Origin of the sequence: Pedobacter namyangjuensis, from assembly GCF_003313325.1 — a bacterium.
In the GTDB taxonomy this organism is placed as follows: domain Bacteria; phylum Bacteroidota; class Bacteroidia; order Sphingobacteriales; family Sphingobacteriaceae; genus Pedobacter; species Pedobacter namyangjuensis.
Map to the genome: position 1 here is coordinate 54,840 of NZ_QMHQ01000003.1, position 21,705 is coordinate 76,544.

General features: G+C 35.5%; 23 protein-coding genes. All 23 read right to left on the bottom strand.

Annotated features, from left to right (window positions below; genetic code table 11):
* Positions 1-37: 37 nt before the first annotated feature.
* Positions 38-979 (bottom strand): XAC2610-related protein, encoded by a 942-nt coding sequence (locus DUT69_RS12180; RefSeq protein WP_113653535.1) that lies wholly within the window; start codon positions 977-979, stop codon positions 38-40.
* Positions 980-981: 2 nt separating this feature from the next.
* Positions 982-1,830, bottom strand: coding sequence for a toxin-antitoxin system YwqK family antitoxin (locus tag DUT69_RS12185; RefSeq protein WP_240186717.1), 849 nt, complete (start codon positions 1,828-1,830; stop codon positions 982-984).
* A gap of 27 nt (positions 1,831-1,857) precedes the next feature.
* Positions 1,858-2,766, bottom strand: a complete 909-nt coding sequence (locus DUT69_RS12190) for a hypothetical protein (RefSeq protein ID WP_113653536.1) — start codon at positions 2,764-2,766, stop codon at positions 1,858-1,860.
* Positions 2,756-3,823, bottom strand: coding sequence for a DUF6688 domain-containing protein (locus DUT69_RS12195; RefSeq protein ID WP_113653537.1), 1,068 nt, complete (start codon positions 3,821-3,823; stop codon positions 2,756-2,758). The genes DUT69_RS12190 and DUT69_RS12195 overlap by 11 nt, the downstream gene beginning before the upstream one ends.
* 5 nt (positions 3,824-3,828) lie before the next feature.
* Positions 3,829-4,470, bottom strand: a complete 642-nt coding sequence (locus tag DUT69_RS12200) for a hypothetical protein (RefSeq protein WP_113653538.1) — start codon at positions 4,468-4,470, stop codon at positions 3,829-3,831.
* Positions 4,460-5,068, bottom strand: coding sequence for a hypothetical protein (locus DUT69_RS12205; RefSeq protein ID WP_113653539.1), 609 nt, complete (start codon positions 5,066-5,068; stop codon positions 4,460-4,462). The genes DUT69_RS12200 and DUT69_RS12205 overlap by 11 nt, the downstream gene beginning before the upstream one ends.
* Positions 5,069-5,267: 199 nt before the next feature.
* On the bottom strand, positions 5,268-5,936 hold the full coding sequence (locus DUT69_RS12210) for an XAC2610-related protein (protein ID WP_162796304.1): 669 nt from the start codon (positions 5,934-5,936) through the stop codon (positions 5,268-5,270).
* Between the two features lie 17 nt (positions 5,937-5,953).
* Positions 5,954-6,853, bottom strand: coding sequence for a hypothetical protein (locus tag DUT69_RS12215; protein WP_113653541.1), 900 nt, complete (start codon positions 6,851-6,853; stop codon positions 5,954-5,956).
* A 3-nt stretch (positions 6,854-6,856) separates the two neighbouring features.
* On the bottom strand, positions 6,857-7,372 hold the full coding sequence (locus DUT69_RS12220; protein ID WP_113653542.1) for a L,D-transpeptidase family protein: 516 nt from the start codon (positions 7,370-7,372) through the stop codon (positions 6,857-6,859).
* Positions 7,373-7,378: 6 nt separating this feature from the next.
* A complete protein-coding gene (locus tag DUT69_RS12225) occupies positions 7,379-8,125 on the bottom strand; it encodes a DUF2931 family protein (protein WP_113653543.1) in 747 nt (248 codons plus the stop codon).
* Between the two features lie 4 nt (positions 8,126-8,129).
* Entirely contained in the window at positions 8,130-8,432 is a 303-nt protein-coding gene (locus tag DUT69_RS12230) for a hypothetical protein (RefSeq protein ID WP_113653544.1), read from the bottom strand.
* Between the two features lie 12 nt (positions 8,433-8,444).
* Positions 8,445-9,014: a peroxiredoxin family protein gene (locus DUT69_RS12235; protein WP_162796305.1), complete on the bottom strand. Its 570-nt coding sequence runs from the start codon at positions 9,012-9,014 to the stop codon at positions 8,445-8,447.
* A gap of 136 nt (positions 9,015-9,150) precedes the next feature.
* Positions 9,151-9,765 (bottom strand): hypothetical protein, encoded by a 615-nt coding sequence (locus DUT69_RS12240; RefSeq protein WP_113653546.1) that lies wholly within the window; start codon positions 9,763-9,765, stop codon positions 9,151-9,153.
* A gap of 121 nt (positions 9,766-9,886) precedes the next feature.
* Positions 9,887-11,863, bottom strand: coding sequence for a sensor histidine kinase (locus tag DUT69_RS12245; RefSeq protein WP_113653547.1), 1,977 nt, complete (start codon positions 11,861-11,863; stop codon positions 9,887-9,889).
* Positions 11,863-12,606, bottom strand: coding sequence for a LytR/AlgR family response regulator transcription factor (locus DUT69_RS12250; RefSeq protein WP_240186718.1), 744 nt, complete (start codon positions 12,604-12,606; stop codon positions 11,863-11,865). Before DUT69_RS12250 ends, DUT69_RS12245 begins: the two co-directional genes overlap by 1 nt.
* Positions 12,607-12,663: 57 nt before the next feature.
* Positions 12,664-13,452 carry an inositol monophosphatase family protein gene (locus tag DUT69_RS12255; RefSeq protein ID WP_113653549.1) on the bottom strand — a complete coding sequence of 263 codons (789 nt, stop codon included), beginning with the start codon at positions 13,450-13,452 and terminating at the stop codon, positions 12,664-12,666.
* A gap of 1 nt (position 13,453) precedes the next feature.
* Entirely contained in the window at positions 13,454-14,608 is a 1,155-nt protein-coding gene (locus DUT69_RS12260; protein WP_113653550.1) for a prolipoprotein diacylglyceryl transferase, read from the bottom strand.
* An 89-nt stretch (positions 14,609-14,697) separates the two neighbouring features.
* Positions 14,698-16,017, bottom strand: coding sequence for a tRNA (N(6)-L-threonylcarbamoyladenosine(37)-C(2))-methylthiotransferase MtaB (mtaB, locus tag DUT69_RS12265; protein WP_113653551.1), 1,320 nt, complete (start codon positions 16,015-16,017; stop codon positions 14,698-14,700).
* A gap of 118 nt (positions 16,018-16,135) precedes the next feature.
* A complete protein-coding gene (locus DUT69_RS12270) occupies positions 16,136-16,702 on the bottom strand; it encodes a UbiX family flavin prenyltransferase (protein WP_113654174.1) in 567 nt (188 codons plus the stop codon).
* Positions 16,703-16,939: 237 nt separating this feature from the next.
* A complete protein-coding gene (locus DUT69_RS12275) occupies positions 16,940-18,514 on the bottom strand; it encodes an MFS transporter (protein ID WP_113653552.1) in 1,575 nt (524 codons plus the stop codon).
* Between the two features lie 68 nt (positions 18,515-18,582).
* A complete protein-coding gene (locus DUT69_RS12280) occupies positions 18,583-19,248 on the bottom strand; it encodes a bifunctional 4-hydroxy-2-oxoglutarate aldolase/2-dehydro-3-deoxy-phosphogluconate aldolase (RefSeq protein ID WP_113653553.1) in 666 nt (221 codons plus the stop codon).
* The gene (locus DUT69_RS12285; protein WP_113653554.1) at positions 19,241-20,257 is read right to left on the bottom strand and encodes a sugar kinase; all 1,017 of its coding nucleotides are present in this window, start codon (positions 20,255-20,257) and stop codon (positions 19,241-19,243) included. Before DUT69_RS12285 ends, DUT69_RS12280 begins: the two co-directional genes overlap by 8 nt.
* Before the next feature lie 2 nt (positions 20,258-20,259).
* Positions 20,260-21,660 carry a glucuronate isomerase gene (uxaC, locus tag DUT69_RS12290; protein WP_113653555.1) on the bottom strand — a complete coding sequence of 467 codons (1,401 nt, stop codon included), beginning with the start codon at positions 21,658-21,660 and terminating at the stop codon, positions 20,260-20,262.
* Positions 21,661-21,705: the final 45 nt, after the last annotated feature.

The window sequence follows — 21,705 nt, forward strand, 5'->3', positions numbered from 1 at the left end:
ATAAACTTTGCCAAGCTAATAATGCGGTTTGGCTGGATTATTTTTTCTTCTCCTTTTTCACCAAAATGGATTTCCCGTTTTCAATCTTATAGTAGGTAAAATGTGTATAGGCATCATTTTCATAGATACGTTCTTCCTTCACTAAGAATAATTTTCCAGCTTGCCACCGAAAGGTCTTTGTTCCTTCATTGCCACTTCCATCTGCATCTACGGTTTCAGCTTCCCTTTTTACTGCATCGAAAAACACCACTCCCATTTCGTTCAACTGTTTATTTTGAATAAAGCCACGCTTTTCGGGATAGTAAATAAAATACAAATAAGAATAATCTCCTTTCGCCAAACCGGGATAATAAATAGGCACCTTAAAATCTAGGTAACCATCAAAATTCAAATCCTGGAGTATAATCTCGGTTTCTTTTGTAAATACCTCTTCAAACTCCGTAAAAGCCCAACGCATGCTTTTATTAACAAAAACCTTAAGAGAAATTAAGTCAAAATAGTATTGTGCATCTGACGGAATGTAATCTAATTTAACCCTATTTCTGGTGTACTGGAAAACATAATTTGAAGGATTAAATGCTTTTAGATTTTCTTTAGCAATTAATTTAGTGGTTAAATAGGAATCTGTTTTTCCGGCTTTTTGCCAGCTTCCATTTAATGAAGTTTGATCCACATAATTTAATTTAAAACTACCCGTAGTTTCATATTTACGTTTTGTAGTATTATAAGCACGTTCTTGCAAATTTAAAACACCTTCTTTTAGCTTTCCTTCAAGCTGTATCTTATTTAAATTGCCATTTTTAGGGTAATAGTATTCGCCAGAAACACTATCACTTTGCTGTGTTATTTCCAATTTCATCTCTATCGGATACTTATCTATTGTACCGGTAAAGTTTATGATGGAAATAATTTTCGCTTCCTGAGCTTTTAACTCAAAAAAAGAAAACGCCATAACTAAAAACGCTAGTGTCTTTTTCATCGCTATTTTTTCTTTTTTGTAGATTCCTGCCAGTACTTTTCAAAATCAGCTTTGCTTACTTTTTCTCCTTGCCAATAAAAACTTTCGAATAATACAGTGCCATCTGGTTTGTACATGTGAGATGCGCCATGCCTTCTCCCATTTTCAAAATTGGAATCCATATTTTTTTTACCATTGTTATAAGTTGTAGATAATCCATTTTGCAAATCATCTGTATAATTTGTTTCAGTAATTAAATCGCCACTGTTATACACACGGTAAATACCATTTCTTTTATCATTTTTGTAATTAATTTCGACTGTGAGTTTACCATCTGGTCCATAATTTCTAGAGGGACCATTTCTTAAATCATTTTCATAGTACGTTTCCGTTACAATATTGCCATTACTGTAAGAAGTTGATAAGCCATGTTTCTTACCAGCTTTATACTCAGCTTTGCTCACAATTTTGTCGCTATTGTACATTTCGCTAAAGCCGTTCTGTTTGCCGTCTTTATAGTTTTGCCCTAACCAGACTTTTCCGCTATTATCAAAATTTTCTTTTAACCCGTTGCGAACGCCGTTTTTATAGTTTAGCTTGCATTCCAACGTTCCGCCGTTACTGTACCAAAAAGCTTCGCCAGTTATTACACCATTTTTTATGTTGTAAAGGGCAAAGCTCTTTTCATCCAAGGGGATTTTATATTTTCCCTGCAGGTTTTTTCCGTTTAAACTCAGCACAAGTTCGCTACTGTCGGCATTATAGGTTTTAGCTAAGTGCTTCCACTGAATTTCTTCAGGTAATTGGGCGTAGATTGATAATGAGCACAACATAAATAACACGGTAAAGGGTAGTTTATTTAAATTTTTCATATCGAGGTAAATCTTCTATTTGCTTTTTTAATAATCGAACCATTCTAAAATATAGGCTTCATTTTTTTGCTCTGCTCCTTTGTAAACATCAATGGGTTTGCCGTAAAATAACTGCATGGCCTTAGCATCAAATTTCGCTCGACAATCATCTATGGTTAACCGACAATAAACTTTTACCGGAGCCAAAAACTGGCGCTCATTATTAGCATTGTAACCTCCAAAAACCCGCTCATTTTCGTCAGCACTTGCAAAATAATATTCGCATCTATTATATTCTATGGTTCTGCTTTTGGTGTCATTTTCGAATTTCTCTTTTCCGTTAGCGCCGTAATAATCAGCAGGCTTGTAACCTTTTAATTTCGATTGAAAGGCAGTTAGCTCTGCGAGGTTTAAAGGTATATGTGCTATAAAATACAGGAAATAGTTATTTGTATTGTGTTCAATAAAATAAACTCTCCGGTCAGACCATCGCTTTTCGCTAAATTTTTCGAGTTCTTTTTGTTTCGCTAAATATTTTGCTTCATCATCAATTACTTCTTTATTATATTTAATCTTTCTAAAAATTTTCTGGTCGAGGTTTTTAATATCTATATCCAATACATATTGAGCGTTGGTATACACTGCTCTCCCATTTCTGTAATAACTGATATAGGCATTCCAACGTGGAATACTGCTCATCCAACTTACATCGATAATTAATAATGCTAAATCAGCGGGTTTAATGGTGTATTGCTCATTGCCTATCTTGGCAATTAATAAATCTGATTCTACGTTAAACTCTGGCATAAAAGCGCCAATCGGCTTACGTTGTTTTATCAAACCGAAAGGTTCTGCAATTATGTTAGATGTTTTTATCTCCATTTTTCCAGGTTTCACATCTTGCCCAAAACAGTTAAAAGTAAATAGCAAGAAAAATGCAGTTATTCTAAATTGCATATTGTTTGTTAATTTTTTCTTCGGGCTTGCTACAACACAAATACAAAACAGCTAAAAACAAATACTCCAAAGGTTTCATCAGTCGATAAACAAGATTTGAGTTTTGCGTGGTGGTAATTTTTCGCGAAAGTGGATAACCGTATTTATCGTAAATGTTCCTTATTATTTTGTGTAAACGCGGAGAAATATCCTGCACTAATTCTTCGAACGCATTGGCGATTAACAACTGTCTGTTTACCACTATTTCGTTTCCGTGTCTAATTCCTAGTCGCAAAGGTTTAACAATTTCTGGGTCGCCACAAACGGCTACAGTGCACAAGTAATGTCCTCGATGATCTAAAATTGGGGGGTGTGTTTTTTGCGAAAAACGCCAGGTTGTAGTTTCGGTAAAAACTTTCGTAATCGAATTATAGTCTTGCCCTAATAAAACCAAAATTGCCATTATGCAAACAAAAACCGGAATGAGCAATAACAACACAAACAAAGGTTGCTTGTTAGTATTTGCCATTAACGTATTCAGTTTATTTAGCGTTTTATTTTTATAGGTTTTGGTTGATGATAATTTACTCTCGTTGCGTAACACTTTAAAAAGTAAACAGAAAGCCAAAAAGATATAAACTACTGGTAACGGAAACATAAAACCGCTAACATTGCCATATTCTTTACTTGACCCCAGTTGAACTATTACAGCAACGCTGATAAAAATGCCGATTATTGCGAAAACCATTGCCAACACCAAAATTATCGGAGGTAGCAGATTGCCTTTTAACCAAAGCAGTAATATTGAAGTTATTGAAAAAGCAAAGAACATAATTAACGTAAGCAAATGCTTAGATGCGAATGGTGTATAACCACCATCCACAATATCAATTGCCGTATAGTAATCTGCACTGCTAAACGTCCAGCCTACACAAAATGCACTAATAGCAAAGAAAAACAGTACCAACACCATGTACTCGGCAATTTTGGTTTCGGTGCTAACCTTAGCTCGCATATTTTTAAACACAAAAAAACCTAAAATCGGAATTAGAATTATGAGGATCAGTATTGGTGTCATCTATTTTAATTTTTGCTCACTAGAAATTCTTTTTTATCAATATCCTTAAACTCCTTTGCTTCATCGTCCCATAAGGAAGCTATGTAGAACACCTCCTTATCATTCTCGTTCTCTTTACAAACGGAAGAAATAAACAAATTACTTGATGCTAAATGCACCGCTCTGTCTAACGCCCAAAAACACATTTTACCTTCACCTAATGGCAAATCATAAATTTTTCCGTCGTTTACATCAACCATAAAACCCATAATACAACTAGCCCCGCAACCAAAATAAGTTGCCACATAATGACCGGCGAAGTTGACCTCCATCTCGTTGTAGCCTTCCGTTATTCTTGTTCTAAAACTCCTGGCTTCTGGATAGCTCGAAAAATCTATAGGTGCTTTTTTTACTTTAGAAACTTCTTCTACTGCGTATTTCGCGAAATTTATACTATCTGTCAACACCAATTCTTCTTCCTCTTCTTCTTCAACTGTTATTGCATTAGTAATAGAATCTTTAGTTACAACCTGCGGTACTTTTACCGCTACTGCCGGGGCAATTGTATCGGCCAATACAGGCTGTTCTTTTTTAGGTTCATTGTTACAAGCAACAAAAACCAAAATATAAGCCAACAAGGCTAAATTTAAAATCTTTTTACCAAGCATATATCAGTTTGGTTGTAATGTAATTGCCTTTAAAGTTTGTGCTAACATTGTCTTTTAGTTTATAGTTGGCAACATAGTATTGCAAGCGAAATTTGAAATGAGAGCGTTGCCCTACGTAGTATTTCATGCTTACGCCCGGACTAACAAAAAGTGAGCCTTTGTCTACGTTAACATCTTTATTCGGGTTGTAATAAGAAATATTTCCATAACCAATACCAGAACCAGCTTGTAATACAAAATTGTTTTTTTCGTAAAGCTCATAATCTACATCAAAACCTAGCTGACCGGCAAAATAATTAGTGCGTTTTACGATTTCATCATTATGTTTAATAAATAAAGTATCTGTTTTAGCAACATTAAAAATCATATCAAAAACCAAACTAACGGAGGTTTTATTACTTTTTAAATCTAATATTAAACCGCCAATTATTGGATTACCTAATACTTTATTATTGCCCGTTGGAAACCAAGTTCCGGCACTAACGCCTAAATTAAAACCATCTCTTGGGTTGTGCTGGCCTTGGTCCTGCGCAAATGAGTTTGTGGCAAATGTTGCAAATAGCAAAAACAAGCCAACATTTTTAATTTTCGTTTTCATAGGATTGGATTTATATATCTAAACTAAAAAATAAACCAATACCAATTTGGCTAGCTTATTATTCGTCCGAAAAACCAAGTATTCTGCCTATTTTAAACTATTATTCGTCTTTACCTTAATAAAATTGAGGAATTAAAAGCATCAAAGTGTAGATTAATAAGCGAAGCTGATAAGGATAGGCAGGAAAAACGGAATTACGCTATTTTCGATTGGCTTGTAAAATTTTAGAAATTTTCAAATCTAAGTCTAGGTTTTCATCGTCTTCAAAAGATTCGCCTATTTGATAAACCTTATTGTTTTTTATGCGATAAATAGAATAATTGTTGCTACCGGAATACCCATAACCAACAATCACTTTATGTTTTTTATTATAACTTGGATTGGTGATTTCATCAAAGCCTTGAACCTTAGTAAGCGTTTTGTTCTTCGAATTTAGTAAATACAGGCTATATAATTCGTTACTGCCCCTACTTCCAGTTGTCTGAAAAAGCATTAAGTCTTTTAGCCCATCGTTACTATAATCTTCGTACTTAACATTTTCTTTTACCACATGCATATAAACATGTTCCTTCCAAAAAACCTGGTCGCTCTTTGTGTCTATTTTGCCAAAATAGATGTAAGTATTATTTGCAATTGGCGAACTATCTGGTGTATTAATATTGTATTGCAAAGCTAAAACATAGCTTTTGTCTGCAAATGGATAGATATATTGCCAATCTCCAACGGCCTTGGGTTGATTAAAAATCTTTCCGCTCGTAGTAGGTTTGCTTTTGTTCGCTACATTACCTTTGTAAGCATTAGGAGCCGTTTGCGCTACGCTTTGCAAAAACAAAAAACATATCGATATTATTAATGCCGATTTGAACATAATTTTGATTTAGTGTATTACTTGGTTAGCTCAAGTTCGTCTAAGGTGCCTCTAGTTTCCTTTAAGCCGATTATCTCTTTTTTGAGCATTTCTATTTCCTTATCCATCGATTTCAAATTTTTGGCTCTTACCATTTTCTTCGTTTTTGTAGTAATAGACACCGGAAAAGCTGTAATAACCAAGTCGTGTGCGCTAAAATCTGTTATAGGATATTTTGCAGTTTTCCATAAGTTGCTGTGGCTAACGGCTTCGCTAAGTAATGGCTGATGATAGTTATAGGTTTCATTAGCTGCAATTCCTTCACCATCCTTAAAACTATCATCCTCTGAAAATCCATTCCCTTGTTGCTGTGAGGCAACAAGTTCGCCTGTTTTTTTAGAGTGAATATCAATTTGTATCATGTATTTAAAAACTTCAGCATTTAGTTTGTTAACGAACTCTAAATCTAAATAAGGTTGTTTTTCATCAAAGAAAGAATCTTCGCTTATGCTAATTTTAGTGAGCTTAAAATTGTCTATTTCTTTGTTTTGTACTTCTATCTCTGCCTTTTTTGCTATCAAACTATCAATTTCCAATTGGTTCTTTTTAATATTATCATCCCTATCTTTCTGAAGAAAATCTTCTGCATAACTCACAATGCCGTTAAAAGTTTTTCCATCAATCATTGCTAAAGAGATTTCATCAAATGATTTTCCTTTGTATTTCGGATCGTCTGGCAGATTAAACTTTTCTTTCATCGCTTTTACTAAAATAACGCGAAGTGCTATTTCTAATTTCTTTTTGTCAGCGTCATCCAGTTTCTCTTCCATCTTAGCTTTAGATGTTTTGAAAGAATTTTCGTCTTTACCAGAAATTGTTGGTCCGCAACTAACAAGTAATACGGCAAATGCCAGTAGTGTAATAATTTTTGTCTTCATATTTTAAGGTTTGATATTGATTTTTGCGCCGATTTTAACGGCAGTATAAAGTTCTTCAACCTCTTTATTTGTTAAAGCTATGCAACCATTTGTCCAATTAACCCATCGTTGAAATTTGCCGATAAATCCAATTCCATTTTTTAATCCATGTATTTTAATATCGCCTCCGGCGGGTTTACCAATTGTTTTTGCGTGCTGTAAATCTAGTTTATTAGGATAAGAAACACCTAAATTCTTGTAATATTCACTATTTGGGTTTTTATCATTTATGGCGTAAATACCTTCTGGTGTTTTTTCATCTCCTTCAAATTCTTTATGTCCTACCGGATTATCTCCCAAAGAAATTTTATATGTTTTTAATAACCTGCCTTCTTGATATACGAGCATTCGTTTTTTCGATTTTAAAACTACCAATGAGTCTATTTTAGAACCAGTAGAAAGTTCTTTTTCTGGATAGTTATTGTAAACCAAACCAATAATTACCAACGTTGAAAGTAAAAAGAACAGTTTTTTATTCATTTAATATTACTCTATAAAACCATTTTTCTTCTGGTACTCCCAAAGCTCTTTGTTGTTTTCTATGTAGCGAGAAGGCGAATCGATATAGTTTGCTTTTTCATCATAACCATTTTTGAAAAGCGTTTTTACACTATCTGAAAGATCTTTAAATGCTTCTTTAAAGTATTCGTCCTTAGTTAATCTACCATGTATGAAATAATCATTAGGTGTTGGATTTTTAGGTTTCAGTTTTGCTCTAAAAACTTCTTGCTCTAAATTAACGCCCCTAAGCCAAATTACAACATTGCCATCATTTGCTATACCGACCATAAAAGCCAGTCCTTTCTTTATACCTGCATATTGAGACAAAACCAAAAACTGGTTGTTTTTACTAGCTGTAGCAAATACTTGTTTAATCTTGCCGCGTGGTAACTGCAAGCTGTCGTTATAAAATTTCTGGTCTCGATACGAAAAATAGCTTAGTTTAATGGCAGATGGTAGTTTTTGGGATTCTGCATGATCAACAGACGTATAATAGCTTTGCCACTTGGCCGAAAATCCACTTACATCTTCAGAATTTATACTTTCAAAATCATCGTTTTCTAGCGTAAAATACAATGTAGAGATAGAAATTGGAAATGAAGCCGGAGCTGTAACAGTGGCCGAATAATTATATCTTTCCCAACCTTTAAAAGTTAACACACGATAAATTATAACGGCGATTATTAGGATACCAAAGCCAATTAATAGTTTATTTACGCTATTTATTTTCATGATTTTAATGATTAAAACCTTTGCCTAACTGCCAAACATACCACAGAAAACCAAAAGATATAATACCGATAACTAGCGCAATACCAAATAGCCATTTACCCAGCCGGTAGCCTTTTCCGTGATAGCTAAAAGCGTAACATCCTAGCAAAAAAATCAGTCCGATACCCAAAACACATAAGCCTACTCCATTTTCATCTTCTCCACCACTAAAAGCAAATATTACTAATAGTATCAAATTCACGAAAATTAGCGCTATACTAAGATTACTATTTTTCTCTTTTTGCGCTTCTAGTTCGCTGGGTTCCATAAAATGATGAAATTAAAGTTTATTGGCCTTAACCAAACTATCTAATTTAACATCAAACGTGTTTGTTTTGCCACCACAACCGTTGTAAATTACTTTTCCGCTCGGGTCAATTAATATCTTAGCAGGCGTGCAAAAAACATTATCATCTAATGGCTTTTCTTTAGCCGGGCCTTCAGTATTATCAATTTGTTTAATGCTAATCTTGGCATCAGCAATCATCTTTTTCAATGCTGGTTCATCATCAGAAAATCCATTTACAATAACCAGCATCGGTATTTTATCGCCAAAATTCTTTATGGTTTCTTTTAATTCCGCAACCATATCATAACTATCGCTTTTAACCAAGTAAGATTTATCGTAAACAAAAACAGCCCAGTATTTGCCTTTGTTTTCTGCAGAATTAAACGTGCTCCCATCAGTGGTCTTTGCAGTAAAATGTTTAGGTGTTTCACCGTTAAGCAAATCCAACGTAATTTTAGGTTTAATCATTTCAGCCTCTTTTTTATCTTCTTTATTTGCTTGGCTACAAGCTGACATTGTGAGTACCAACAAACTGCCCATAATTAAAAATATTCTTTTCATTATTAATTTATAAGTGCTTAAATCTTTTAATGTTATTGTTGTAAAAAAACTACTAGAGGATCTGATCCTACTAGTAGTTCTAAAAACGTTGCCTTGGCAAAGGCAGTTAAAACCGATTTCATAGGTAGGTGGTTTCTTAATCCGCTATGCGGACAATCCCGTTTTCATCCATTGTAAAGTTCATTTCATAGTAGTTAGCCAATTCCATTTTCCCTTTCGTTTCAACCGTCTCACCCTTTTTGGCAGCTTCAACAGTAAAATTTGCCGTTACATTTCTTTCGTTATCTACGTTATAAACCCAACGGTACAAATGAAAATTTTCGTAATCTGACGGAATAAGCGCCTCTGCGTCTTTAACTTTAGCTTCTATTTCTTCAAATTTTAAATCCTTTAACGCTACTGCTCCCTGTTTGTTTTTTAAAACTAGGGGGTTTTGTATTGTTTTAGACTTGGCAGGATTTATTTTTTCTTCTGGCAAGATGATCAAATCCTGACTCATATCCACACCTTTTTCAATGAAAGAGATATCGGCATACATAAATTCGTCATTGATATGATCTTTAGCCATAATGGTTGCACTGTAAACCATTTTATCAGCGCCAAAAGCCGCTACTATTTTTTCCTTCGCAGAAATTAACCCTGCTACGGTTTTAATATTTTTATCGTTATCAACTTTGTTGGCATTTTTACAGCCAAACAAACCAGCTAATGCTAAAGCTAAAACACAAGAAGTAGTTTTTACAAAATTCATTTAAGGCGATTTAGTTTTAATTCTCAGTTTAAAACTACAACCTTATATTAAAATAGATTTGAGCATTTTGTATTCGCCGTACTTTAGTAAATATTTGCCCTAAAACATTTATTATTCGCAATTAAGCATTTGCCTTTTTACCTACGTTTACACAATATTGTATCGGTATAGTTAATAAAACTTCCGTACCCTTGTTAGGTTGGCTTTTTATATTTATACCTGCCGGAAGACCAGTTTCCTTTGCCATAATAGCTAAACGCTCTTTACTAATGGTGGTAGAAAGCGATTTATGCTTAGCTGTATCTTGATGAACACTAATGCCTTTACCGTTATCATTAACTGAAACTACAAGAAATTTATCGTTAAAGTTAAAATCTATATAGATGTGACCATTTTTACCATTTGGGTTTATTCCGTGCAATAAAGCGTTTTCTACAAAAGGTTGTATTAACATTGGCGGAATATAAATCGTTTCGAGGTCTTGCTCATCGTGTAAGTTAATTTCATAATCGAAAGCATTGTCAAAACGCATTTGCTGTAAACTTAAATAATTCTCTAAAGCTTCTACTTCTTCATTTAATGGCACTAAACTCTCTCTAGACAAAACCAAACTGCTACGTAATAATCGGCCAAACTGATTAAGGTATTTTAACGTTTTTTCCTTCTCATCAAATCTTACAAAACTTTGCAATGCAGATAAAGTGTTGAAGATAAAGTGAGGCTCCATCTGCGTTCTAAGCAGACGTTGGGCTAATTGGCTCTTTTCATTTTCATTCTGTATCCTGCGCTGTTTCTGAATGTAATAAATCAGAATTGCTAATACAATTGCCAAAATTGTACCCAATACTGAAACCAATAACCACAAACGGTTACTTTGCAAAATTTCTTGCGATAAAGCCACCGTTGCATTTAAATTATTTATGGATTTATCTTTGGCTTGGAGATTAATAAGCGTGCTCATTTCGGCAATGGAACGAGCGTTTTCTGTTTCATAAAATCTTCTAAAATCCGATAGCAAAATTTCTTGTTGTTTTTCTGCTCTTTGGTATTGTTTAGTTGCAAAAAGATAATTTATCGTGTTCTGGCGGTATAACATCACTGCTTCATCATCAATTTTATTAGGATATTTTTTTGCAAATTCTTCACATTGACTTAAATAATACAAACCGCTATCTAGTTTTTTTGTATTGATATAAAATGCCGCTATGTCGCTAAAACTTAAAAACATGTTGCCGGTATGAATGCTATTGGCAAAATCTCCATTTTCTTTAATATCTGCCAAATCCATTGCAACCCTAATTTTATTGTAGTGCAGGGTAGAATCTAACTGCTCTCTCCTATCAAAATAAACCGCTTTTCTATCGGCTATAAAGCGAGTTTTATATGGGCTAGGGCTAAGTTTATTCATCGATTCCATCTTTTGGATGTAACTATTCAATGAGTCTAAATTTCCGTTAGAGCTAAAAAAGCAAACAGCCATTTGGCTGTAGCCTCTAAACTTTACGTCAATATCGTCTTTTAATTGAGGAAACAACGCCATGGCGCTACGATTGTATTTAAACGCCGCTTGAAACTGCTTTAATTTTGCACTAGATTGTGCTGCAGCAAAAAAGATTGTTGTTTTAGATTTTGGAAGAATATCTAAAGAACTATCTGCCAAGAGCATTTGTGCTGCTCTATTAAAATAATAATTCTCTTGATGTATTTTTTGCTCTAAGCTTGCAATGTTTCCTAAACCAGAATACAGCAAGATTTTTTCTTCATCAAAGGCAGGTTGCTTTTCCATCAATTCCCAAGCGATATGCATGTGGCTTTTGATAGAATCTATCTCGTTTAAATTGTAAAAAACGCCTGCAATATTATAGTGGATTTTAGATTCCAATACTGAATCTTTCGCAAAGCGAGGATCTTTTAACTGCTTGTACCAGAATTTCAATTTCCCTTGCAGATCATCATTTTTACGTTGCTCTTCTGATATTTTTTTTAATATTTTAAGATTGGTTTTGCGAGCATCTTCTGTTAATGTTTTTGAATTTTCTTTACAGGCATAAAGGCAAAAGACTACAAGAAGGATTAAAATCGAAACAAAATTCCTCATTAGCCAATTTCGTTTATTTGTTGTACGATGTAATCTTTTCGTCTGCTTGCTACCGGAATCTCAGTTTTATCTTTCATCACGATAGTGCCAATTTTTAAAAACTTATCTACGTAAAGTACATTTACCAGATAAGATTGATGGGGTCTTAAAAACCATTTTTCTGGCAAGAGTTCATCGTAATATTTTAATGGTTTCGAGATAATAAGTTTACGCCCTTCCGATAGGAAAAAATTGGTATAACCACCATCGCTTTGGCAATACATGATATCTTTTAACTGCAAAACCTGCAAAAATTCTTGCGTATGCAGTATTAGGCGGCTTTCTAAACCGCTATCTTTCTCGTTAACGCTTTTAACAATTTCTAATTGTTGGTTTAGTAGAGTTGAAGACTTTTGCTCTTTAAAAATCCTATGCAGCGCATCTCTCAACTCATTCTCATCAAGGGGCTTAAGCAGATAATCTAAAGCTCCATATTTTATCGCCTTTATTGCGAAATGGTTATAGGCAGTTATAAAAATGATATTAAAATTTATTTCTGGAAGACTATTTAGGATGTCAAAAGCAGTGCCATCGGTTAGTTGTATATCCATTAAAACCAACTCTGGATTTGTGGCTTTAATTAAAACCAGCGCATCTTGAACGCTGCTTGCGGTTCCTAGTAAATTAAACTCCTTCTCTTGTGATACAAGCCATTCTATCTCCTTACGAACAGCCGGCTCGTCTTCAATTATTAACGTACGCATTATTTATAAACTTTGGAATAGGTAAAACCAAAAGGAATTTAGCGTAAGATAGTTATTTTAGAAATACTTCTTAATGGTTTGTAAAATTTCGTCGGTTACTTTTCCATTTGAGGCTAAAAGCTCTCTGGTTTCTATAAATTCGTCGCCACCTGCAAAGTTTGAAATAATACCGCCAGCCTGTTGAACCAGGTATGCTCCAGCTGCCACATCGTAACTATTTAGGTTATATTCGAAATAAGCATCAAATCTGCCACAAGCAACATAAGCCAAGTCTACTGCAGCAGAACCTATGCGTCTTAATCCGTGGCATTTCTGCATCATTTCTGTAAACAATTGCATGTATTGTGGTTGTTTATCAAACTGATAATAAGGAAAACCAGTAGCTAATAAACTTTGAGAAAGATTTGAATTGTTTGAAACGCGAATTTCTTTATTATTTAGAAAAGCGGGGCCACCTTTGTAGGTATAAAACATCTCGCCCCTATTTATTTCATAAACTACACCAATAACTGGCAAATTACCTTCGTAAAGTGCAATACTTACAGAATAGGTCGGGATTCCGTGAATAAAATTTGTTGTTCCATCTAGTGGATCTATGATCCAAGTAAAATCTTTGCCATAGGTATTTACTGTTTCTTCCTCAGTAATAAATCCGGCTTCCGGTAAAAGTTTACTTAGGTTCCTTACCAACTGTTTCTCTGCATTTTTATCTACATAAGAAACCATATCGTTTAATCCTTTGTATTCAATTTTATTTGCATCAAAAGCCATTGCTTCCTTGCGAATAAAATTTCCGGTTAAACGTGTTATGGCAATAATCTTTGTACAGAGTAATTCGTAATCCATATTAGTAGGAAGCTAATTTTTCTTTATTTTTTTGTGAGTAGCCTACCAAAACTATACCACCAATAAACAGCAATGCAGATATAAGTTCTGCTTGGGTAAATGGAATACCAGCAACGTGATATTTAGAGTTAACACGAATTAATTCGATGAAAAACCTTTCTACCCCAGCAAACATCATATAAATGCCAAACATTGTGCCCGGAGATTTGATTTTGGTTCTGATGCTCCATAAAATGAAGAAAATGATAAAAGCTAAAATAACCTCGTAGATAGGAGTTGGATAAACCGGCTGTGCTAACTCGTTACAAAACTTACCTACGCAACCTTCGATAGGATTACCAACTTGCGCTACATTATTTGGATAAGTATATGCCCACAACCAGTCTGGCAACCAAGTAAAGGGTTTAGGATTTAAATTCGGAATACCCCAATCTCCATCGCCAGATAAATGACAACCAATACGACCGACAGCATAAGCCAGCATCATGCCGGGCCCGCCGACATCTAACATGTGTAACGGTTTAATACCGTTCTTTTTAGCAATAATTAATACAGCAGCGCCACCGCAAATTAAACCTCCAAAAAAAGTAAGACCACTAAAAGATAATAGCCCACCAATTGGATCTTTTACAAAACTATCCCAGTTTTCTAGGTTATCGAAAATTTTAGCGCCTAAGAAACCCCAAATAGCAGCCCATACGATTAGCTGTCCCATTATTTCGTGCGGGCGGACAGTTACTTCTACAGTTTTTGGCTTAGGTAATTTGTTTTTTTCTTTCTCTTTATAATCCCAATAGGCGAAAAATACGGCTAGTGCTATACCGCCTAGTAAATTCCCCTTGGTAGACAACAATACGGTTTGCGCATCATCTACAAACAAGCGATAGTTTAATAATGCGTAAAATAATTTGTAGCCAATAATAAAACCAAAAAAAGCATTAGATGCTATTTCTAAAAAGGTTGCCGGCTCGCCTAAAGTAATTTTTCTTTTAATTGGGTGTAACAAACCCAAAGCTTCCTTACGTTGCAATTCTTTGCTAAATGCCCAATAACCCGCTATAAAAGCTAAGGCAACAAATACACCAAAGGTGTTAAAAGGAAGTGGCAAATTGATACCGAAAAGATAGTTTAAAAAGTGCGAAACGGTTGGAAACATAGTAAAAAGTTTAGGCGAAGATAATAAACAGTTTTCAGTTGTGGGTTATTCGCAACTACTAACTTAAAAGGAAAACTCTAGGGGGTAAATTAGTGTACTAAAACCTCTTGAATTTCAGCAACTTCAACCTCTCCATCTGCTAAAAGCTCAATCAGCTTCACATTTTTCAGCTCGTTAACCATAACCGGATCGTATTTAGCTTTCACCTTAACGTAGTTTTTAGTAAAACCATGCATAAAACCGTTTTTCTGATCGTCTTCGAAAAGCACTTGCGCTGAAGTTCCTATTTGAGATTGATAAAATGCTCTCCTTTTCTTGTCTGAAAGAATGTGCAACATTTTATTTCTATCAAAACGAGTGCTACCAGCAACTTTACCTTTCATTTCTGCAGCTTCGGTTTGCTCACGCTCAGAATAAGTAAATACGTGCAAATACGAGATATCCAACTCGTTCAAAAACTGGTAAGTGTCTAAGAAATCGTCGTGAGTTTCTCCAGGAAAACCTACAATAACATCAACCCCAATGCAACAGTTTGGCATTACGGCTTTTATTTTTGCAACACGCTCGGTATATAATTCCCTTTGGTAACGTCTTTTCATCAAGCCTAAAATTTTATTAGAACCCGATTGCAGAGGAATATGAAAGTGGGGAACAAAACGCTTAGACTGAGCAACAAACTCAATAATTTCGTTGCTTAATAAATTAGGCTCGATAGAAGAAATACGGATGCGTTCTATACCTTCCACTTCATCGAGCGCTTTAACCAAATCAAAAAATTTAGTCTCTCTTTTACCGTTTACAATACCGAAATCTCCAAGGTTTACCCCAGTTAAAACAATCTCCTTAACACCACTTGCGGCAATTTGCGTAGCACGATTTACCACATTTTCAATGGTATCGCTTCTACTACCCCCACGAGCTAAGGGAATGGTACAATAAGTACATGGGTAATCGCAACCATCTTGTACCTTTAAAAAAGTTCTTGTTCTATCGCCAATAGAATAGGCCGCTATAAAATTATGGTTTACCTTTTCTATATTCTGTTGATGTACAACAGCTTTAGGATTTTTAGTTAAATCAGAGATAAACTCTACGATACGGAATTTTTCGGCAGCGCCTAAAACCATATCTACGCCTTCTATCTCTGCAATTTCTGTAGGTTTTAGTTGCGCATAACAGCCAACAATGGTGATGTACGCGTTAGGAGAATATTTTAGCGCCTCCTTAACAACCTTTCTGCACTTTTTATCAGCGTGGTCTGTAACAGAACAAGTATTAATTACATATACGTCTGCAGCATCGGTAAATTCTACTACCGCATAACCAGCATCAGTAAACAACCTACCAATGCTTGATGTTTCTGAGAAATTAAGCTTACAACCAAGTGTATAAAATGCAACTTTTTTCATGGAGCTTGCAAAGATAGGAAAATAAGTTATCAGTTAAAGTTTACCCCTTAGGCACATTAATTAAATGACAAATGAAAGATTGAAGTAAGATTTCAACATACAAAATAAAAACCTAAATCTATTCCTCATTCCACCGGTAACTATCTTGCTTTAATCCAGCTAAATCTATAACTCTGCTTACCACGGTTTGGGCTACATCTTCTATGCTTTTCGGCAAACTATAAAATGACGGACTTGCTGGGCAAATAATTCCTCCCGCTTCGGTAACGGTTTTCATGTTATTTATGTGGATTAAACTAAATGGCGTATCTCTAACCACCGCAATTAGTTTTCTTCGTTCTTTTAAAACAACGTCTGCAGCTCTAGAAATCAAATCGTTAGAAATACCATGCGCAATTCTGCCTAAAGTGCCCATAGAACAAGGTACAATAATCATCGTATCAAATTTGGCAGAGCCGGAAGCAAAAGGTGCATTAAAATCCATTTTATGATAGAAATCGAAGTTGTAGTTATCATAATCTTCATTACCCAACTCGAAACGCCAAACCTCTTTTGCATTATCAGACATTACCACACCAACTTTAGCAATTTGATCTTGCAACTTAAGCAAGTTATCTAATAACAATTTAGCGTACACAGATCCGCTTGCGCCAGTAATTGCAACTATAATTTTTTTCTTCTCCATCATGTAACGCAAATATACAATTGTGAACCCAAAACAGGCGGAATAAAAAAGGGCCAGAAACAATGTTTCTGACCCTACATCTACCTATGAAAAACATACCCCCGAAAGGGTAAGCCCAAATGTAACCAATTTTATAAAAAAACAAAAGTTTAAACACTCTTTTTTTTCTCTATTTGTGTATTTATTACACAATTAATGTTCTAACAAACCCACAGACAGTTTCATTTATCGCGTTCGTTACAAATCGTCTATTTTTTTATACTTAGGCACTAAAGATTTCATAATTAGCCAAGCAATTAAATAAGCTACAGCGCAAAACGCGAACATGATGGTGTAAGCAACCGTCATGTTAGACTGCACCAATGGTTTTTGAATTTCTAATAACTGATTAAAAAGATTCGCATCCAAAGCTTTAAGTTTATCTGCAACTTCTACCGGAACTTTACTTAATGCCATTACGTTCAGATTTATTTTATCGCCGTACTTACTAGCCAAATCCATAGTAGTAATTTGATTAATAAAGTTTTGGTTACCGAGCTCGTTAAATTTCGAGAACGATTCTGAAATACCTTTGTGTGCATAACTATCAAAAATCCAACCTCCAATTTTTGTTACTAAAACACCGCCCATGCCACCTGCCATGCCACCAATACCAACTACAGAACCAATTGCTCTTTTAGGAAACATATCTGACACTGTTGTAAAAATATTTGCAGACCAAGCTTGGTGAGCAGAAGCACCTATACCGATTAATACCACCGGAATCCAGTAAGAATAATGCCCTAACGGTTGCGCCAACAGCACGACCAATGGAAATAATGCAATGGCAAACATGGCTTTCATACGTCCATCGTAAACTGCATAACCTTTATCAATAAAATACTTAGGAAACCAACCGCCACCAATACTTCCAATCATTGTCATGCTATAAAGCACTGCTAATGGCAACATAATGTCAGAACCGGTCATTGCGTACTGATCTTTTAAATATCCTGGCAACCAGAATAAAAAGAACCACCAAACGCCATCCGTCATAAATTTACCAAAGGTGAATGCCCAAGTTTGCTTGTAACCAAGTAATTTAAACCACGACACTTTAGATATATTTGCTTTGTCGGCAACTTCATCTTCATCGCTATTAATATAGGCTAGTTCTGTGGCCGAAAGTCTTTTTTGCTTTTCAGGTGATTCATAAAATATCAACCAAAATATTAACCAAAGAAAACCCACTGCCCCTACAAGTTCAAAAGCAGTTTCCCAGCCCCAGTTAGCAGCAATCCAAGGTACGGTTATCGGTGCTAAAATTGCACCAACATTGGCACCAGAATTAAAAATACCTGTTGCGAAAGAACGCTCCTTTTTAGGATGGTATTCGGCCGTAGCTTTAATAGCAGCCGGAAAATTTCCTGCTTCGCCTATAGCTAAAACCGCCCTCGAAAACATGAAACCCAAAATAGAAACTGGAATAACCGCAATACCTAAGCCAGTTAATACAGATGCAATACCCGTACCAATGGTAATAGAATATGCATGTATAATGGCACCAATGGACCATACAATAATAGCAATTCCGTAACCCCATTTAGTACCCAATTTATCTACAAACCTGCCGGCAAACAACATTGCTATAGCGTAAGTAAATTGAAAAACCGCAGCAATGTCTGCGTAGTCGCTATTAGACCAGCCAAACTGTTCTTCGAGTGTTGGTTTTAGCAAACTGAGTACCTGCCTATCTAGGTAATTTACGGTAGTAGCAAAAAACAGTAAGGCACAAATAGTCCATCTGTAGTTGCCAATTTTAGTTTGGTTCATAATTTTAGGTTTACCGCAATAAGTTTAGGATTTATTGCTAGTTAATATTTGGTTATTGTGTTGGTTATTTATGGCTTTACCTTGCCTATTATTTCCATTGTTTTAGCAGTTAAAGTTGCTAAAGTTTGGTAATCTTTTTCTGCTAAAATTTTATTGCTAACTAATTTACTCCCCATACCAACGGCACAAACGCCAGCTTTAAACCAGCTGTCAATGTTTTGCTCTTCTATTTCTACGCCACCAGTTGGCACAAATAATTGACCTTTAAATAATTCTTTAATGGCTGATAAATAACTCGGACCCAAAATATTTGCTGGGAACAATTTTATAATGCCAGCTTTATTTTGATGCGCCAAGTTAATTTCTGTCGGCGTCATACAACCCGGAATCCAGAGTAAATCTTTATCATGAGTTAGTTTTCCTACTTCTAAGTCAACAACAGGGCAAACAATAAAATCAGCGCCAGCGGCCAAAAAGGCTTCACATTCCTGTACGTTTTTAATGGTGCCGATGCCCAGAAACAAATCCTGCATTTCGTTTTGCAGAGCGGATTTCAAAAACTTAAAATTCTCTAGAGCTGCATCACCACGATTGGTGTATTCGAAAACACGAACGCCAGCATTGTAAAGCGTTCTTAAGATCTCCAGGCTAACTTGCGCATCTTCATAATAAAAAAGTGGCAAGAGCCCTTGATTTTGAATTGCTTTTATAGTTGCTTGCTTGTTTTTAATCATTTTCTGCTAGAGTTTGTTCTATTTCTGCAACTGTTGATGTTGTACAATCGCTTGGTATAAATAACTTATTAAATGCTGCTGCTGCCGCGAAGTTTACTATTTGTTGTGGATTGTTTTGATTGACGAAACCATAAATAAGTCCCGCCATGAAGCAGTCTCCACTGCCAACTTTATCTAAAATCTGTTCTGCTAAAAACTCTTTAGATACAAAAAAATCGTTTTCTGTAAATAAGGTTGTGTAATACCTCACCCCTTTTTGGTAATCGAAACGAAATGTATTTGCTACCGACTTACATTTTGGAAAACTTTCTACGATAGCTAGTGATGTGTTTTTAGCTTGTTCAAGATAAATATTTTTATCGTCGGTTGTTTGTATAACTTCTGCTACACTTATACCTAGCATTTTTTCTGCTGCCCAAATGTTACCCATTATTAAATCGCAATATTTTGCAAGCATAGGAATAACTTCTACAGGTTGTTTACCATACTGCCAAAGCTTAGCACGATAATTCAGATCGATGGAAATGGTAATATTTTTTGATGATGCAAACTTAACCGCTTCTAAGCATACATCGGCAGCTGCCTGATTTAAAGCTGGACAAATAGCGCTAAAGTGAAACCAGGAAACACCTTCAAAAACCTGTTCCCAATTAACCTGACCCGTTTTTAACATCGCGAAGGCCGAATTTGCCCTATCGTATATTACGCCGGCATTTTTCAAATCTTTCCCTTTGGGCAGATAATATAAACCTACCCTATCTCCTCCGTGATAAATTTTACTGGTATCAATTTGGCAATTGTTCATGTAACCAACCAACTGCTCGGCCATAAAATTTTCTGGCAAAGCCGTAAAATATGCCGATGGAACCTGCCATAGCGCTAAAGCGGTAGCAACATTTAATTCTGCACCGCCAACATAAAAGGGCAATTTATTTTCCGCTAACCATTCTCCATCCATGTCTGGACAAATGCGTAACAATAATTCGCCGAAGCTTAAAACCTTCGCCATAGTTAAAAATTGAAATAGGTTTTAGCATTGTTGTAACAAATATTCTGGATTACTCTTCCAAGCAAGGCTTTATCGTTAGGCAATTCTCCATTTTCTACGTCTGTACCAAACAAATCGCACAAAATTCTTCTAAAATATTCGTGGCGAGGAAACGATAGAAAACTTCTAGAATCAGTTAACATGCCCACAAACTGACTTAACAAACCAAGGTTAGACAATGCATTAATCTGATTAATCATACCTTGTTTCTGATCTAAAAACCACCATCCGGAACCCCACTGCACTTTTCCCGCAACCGTTCCATCTTGGTAATTGCCAATCATCGTGGCCATTAATTCGTTATCTGCAGGATTTAGGTTATAAATAATTGTTTTGGCGAGCGTATTGGCAGCATCCAATCTGTTTAAGAATTTAGCTAAGGCTTTACCTTGCGGGAAATCGCCAATCGAATCGAAACCAGTATCTGGGCCTAGCGAAGCTAATAAACGATCGTTGTTATTACGCAAAGCACCTAGATGGTACTGTTGTACCCAGCCTTTTTCATGATCCCAAAGTGCAAAGGTAAAAAGCATAGCCGATTTGAATTTTAAATTCTCTTGAAGCGTAAGCTTTCCCTTTCCTCTAATTTTCAAGAAAATGGCTTTAACTTCCTCTTCTGTATAATCTTCTGCATAGATATGCTCTAATCCATGGTCAGAAACCGATGCACCATTTTCCGCAAAAAAATCATGACGGGTTTTAAGTGCTGCCAAATACTCGTTGTACGTATCTATAGTGTGATTTGTTAGAGCCGCTAATTTATCAATGTAAGCGTTTAAACCCATAACATCATCTGCATTCATCGCCTTATCGGGTCTGAATGCTGGCAACACATTTATATCAACGTGGTTGTTTTTAATTTGTTGATGGTATTCTAAACTGTCCAATGGATCATCGGTAGTACACAAGGTTTTAACGTTCATCTTGCGTAGCAAACCTTGCACACTATATTCTTTGGTTTGCAGTTTTGCATTACACTCATCATATATTTTTCTGGCATTTGCCGGAGATAATACCTCGTGAATGTCGAAATAACGTTGTAGTTCTAGATGTGTCCAGTGATATAGAGGATTTCTTAGGGTGTAAGGAACAGTTTCTGCCCACTTTTCGAACTTTTCCCAATCTGAAGCTTTGCCGGTAATGTAATGTTCGTCGATACCATTGGCACGCATTGCTCTCCACTTGTAGTGATCGCCATAAAGCCAAACCTGAGTAATATTTTCGAAATTTTTGTCTTCGGCAATTTGATCAGGCATTAAATGATTGTGATAATCAATAATGGGCATTTCTTCGGCAAACTCGTGGTACAACGTCTGAGCTGTTTTGGTTTGCAATAAAAAGTTCTCGTCTAAAAAATCTTTCACTTTGTATATACTTAAATTAGCTTATGTTTTGGCTCTTGCCCGATT

Coding starts and splice junctions, on each gene's coding strand:
- DUT69_RS12250 (WP_240186718.1), bottom strand. CDS start 12,606: ATGCGTACGTTAATAATTGAAGACGAGCCGGCTGTTCGTAAGGAGATA.
- DUT69_RS12200 (WP_113653538.1), bottom strand. CDS start 4,470: ATGCTTGGTAAAAAGATTTTAAATTTAGCCTTGTTGGCTTATATTTTG.
- DUT69_RS12185 (WP_240186717.1), bottom strand. CDS start 1,830: ATGAAAAATTTAAATAAACTACCCTTTACCGTGTTATTTATGTTGTGC.
- DUT69_RS12235 (WP_162796305.1), bottom strand. CDS start 9,014: ATGAAAAGAATATTTTTAATTATGGGCAGTTTGTTGGTACTCACAATG.
- DUT69_RS12220 (WP_113653542.1), bottom strand. CDS start 7,372: ATGAATAAAAAACTGTTCTTTTTACTTTCAACGTTGGTAATTATTGGT.
- DUT69_RS12285 (WP_113653554.1), bottom strand. CDS start 20,257: ATGGCGAAGGTTTTAAGCTTCGGCGAATTATTGTTACGCATTTGTCCA.
- DUT69_RS12205 (WP_113653539.1), bottom strand. CDS start 5,068: ATGAAAACGAAAATTAAAAATGTTGGCTTGTTTTTGCTATTTGCAACA.
- DUT69_RS12225 (WP_113653543.1), bottom strand. CDS start 8,125: ATGAAAATAAATAGCGTAAATAAACTATTAATTGGCTTTGGTATCCTA.
- DUT69_RS12210 (WP_162796304.1), bottom strand. CDS start 5,936: ATGTTCAAATCGGCATTAATAATATCGATATGTTTTTTGTTTTTGCAA.
- DUT69_RS12195 (WP_113653537.1), bottom strand. CDS start 3,823: ATGACACCAATACTGATCCTCATAATTCTAATTCCGATTTTAGGTTTT.
- DUT69_RS12270 (WP_113654174.1), bottom strand. CDS start 16,702: ATGGAGAAGAAAAAAATTATAGTTGCAATTACTGGCGCAAGCGGATCT.
- DUT69_RS12215 (WP_113653541.1), bottom strand. CDS start 6,853: ATGAAGACAAAAATTATTACACTACTGGCATTTGCCGTATTACTTGTT.
- DUT69_RS12245 (WP_113653547.1), bottom strand. CDS start 11,863: ATGAGGAATTTTGTTTCGATTTTAATCCTTCTTGTAGTCTTTTGCCTT.
- DUT69_RS12180 (WP_113653535.1), bottom strand. CDS start 979: ATGAAAAAGACACTAGCGTTTTTAGTTATGGCGTTTTCTTTTTTTGAG.
- DUT69_RS12260 (WP_113653550.1), bottom strand. CDS start 14,608: ATGTTTCCAACCGTTTCGCACTTTTTAAACTATCTTTTCGGTATCAAT.
- DUT69_RS12255 (WP_113653549.1), bottom strand. CDS start 13,452: ATGGATTACGAATTACTCTGTACAAAGATTATTGCCATAACACGTTTA.
- DUT69_RS12190 (WP_113653536.1), bottom strand. CDS start 2,766: ATGCAATTTAGAATAACTGCATTTTTCTTGCTATTTACTTTTAACTGT.
- DUT69_RS12275 (WP_113653552.1), bottom strand. CDS start 18,514: ATGAACCAAACTAAAATTGGCAACTACAGATGGACTATTTGTGCCTTA.
- mtaB (WP_113653551.1), bottom strand. CDS start 16,017: ATGAAAAAAGTTGCATTTTATACACTTGGTTGTAAGCTTAATTTCTCA.
- DUT69_RS12240 (WP_113653546.1), bottom strand. CDS start 9,765: ATGAATTTTGTAAAAACTACTTCTTGTGTTTTAGCTTTAGCATTAGCT.
- DUT69_RS12230 (WP_113653544.1), bottom strand. CDS start 8,432: ATGGAACCCAGCGAACTAGAAGCGCAAAAAGAGAAAAATAGTAATCTT.
- DUT69_RS12280 (WP_113653553.1), bottom strand. CDS start 19,248: ATGATTAAAAACAAGCAAGCAACTATAAAAGCAATTCAAAATCAAGGG.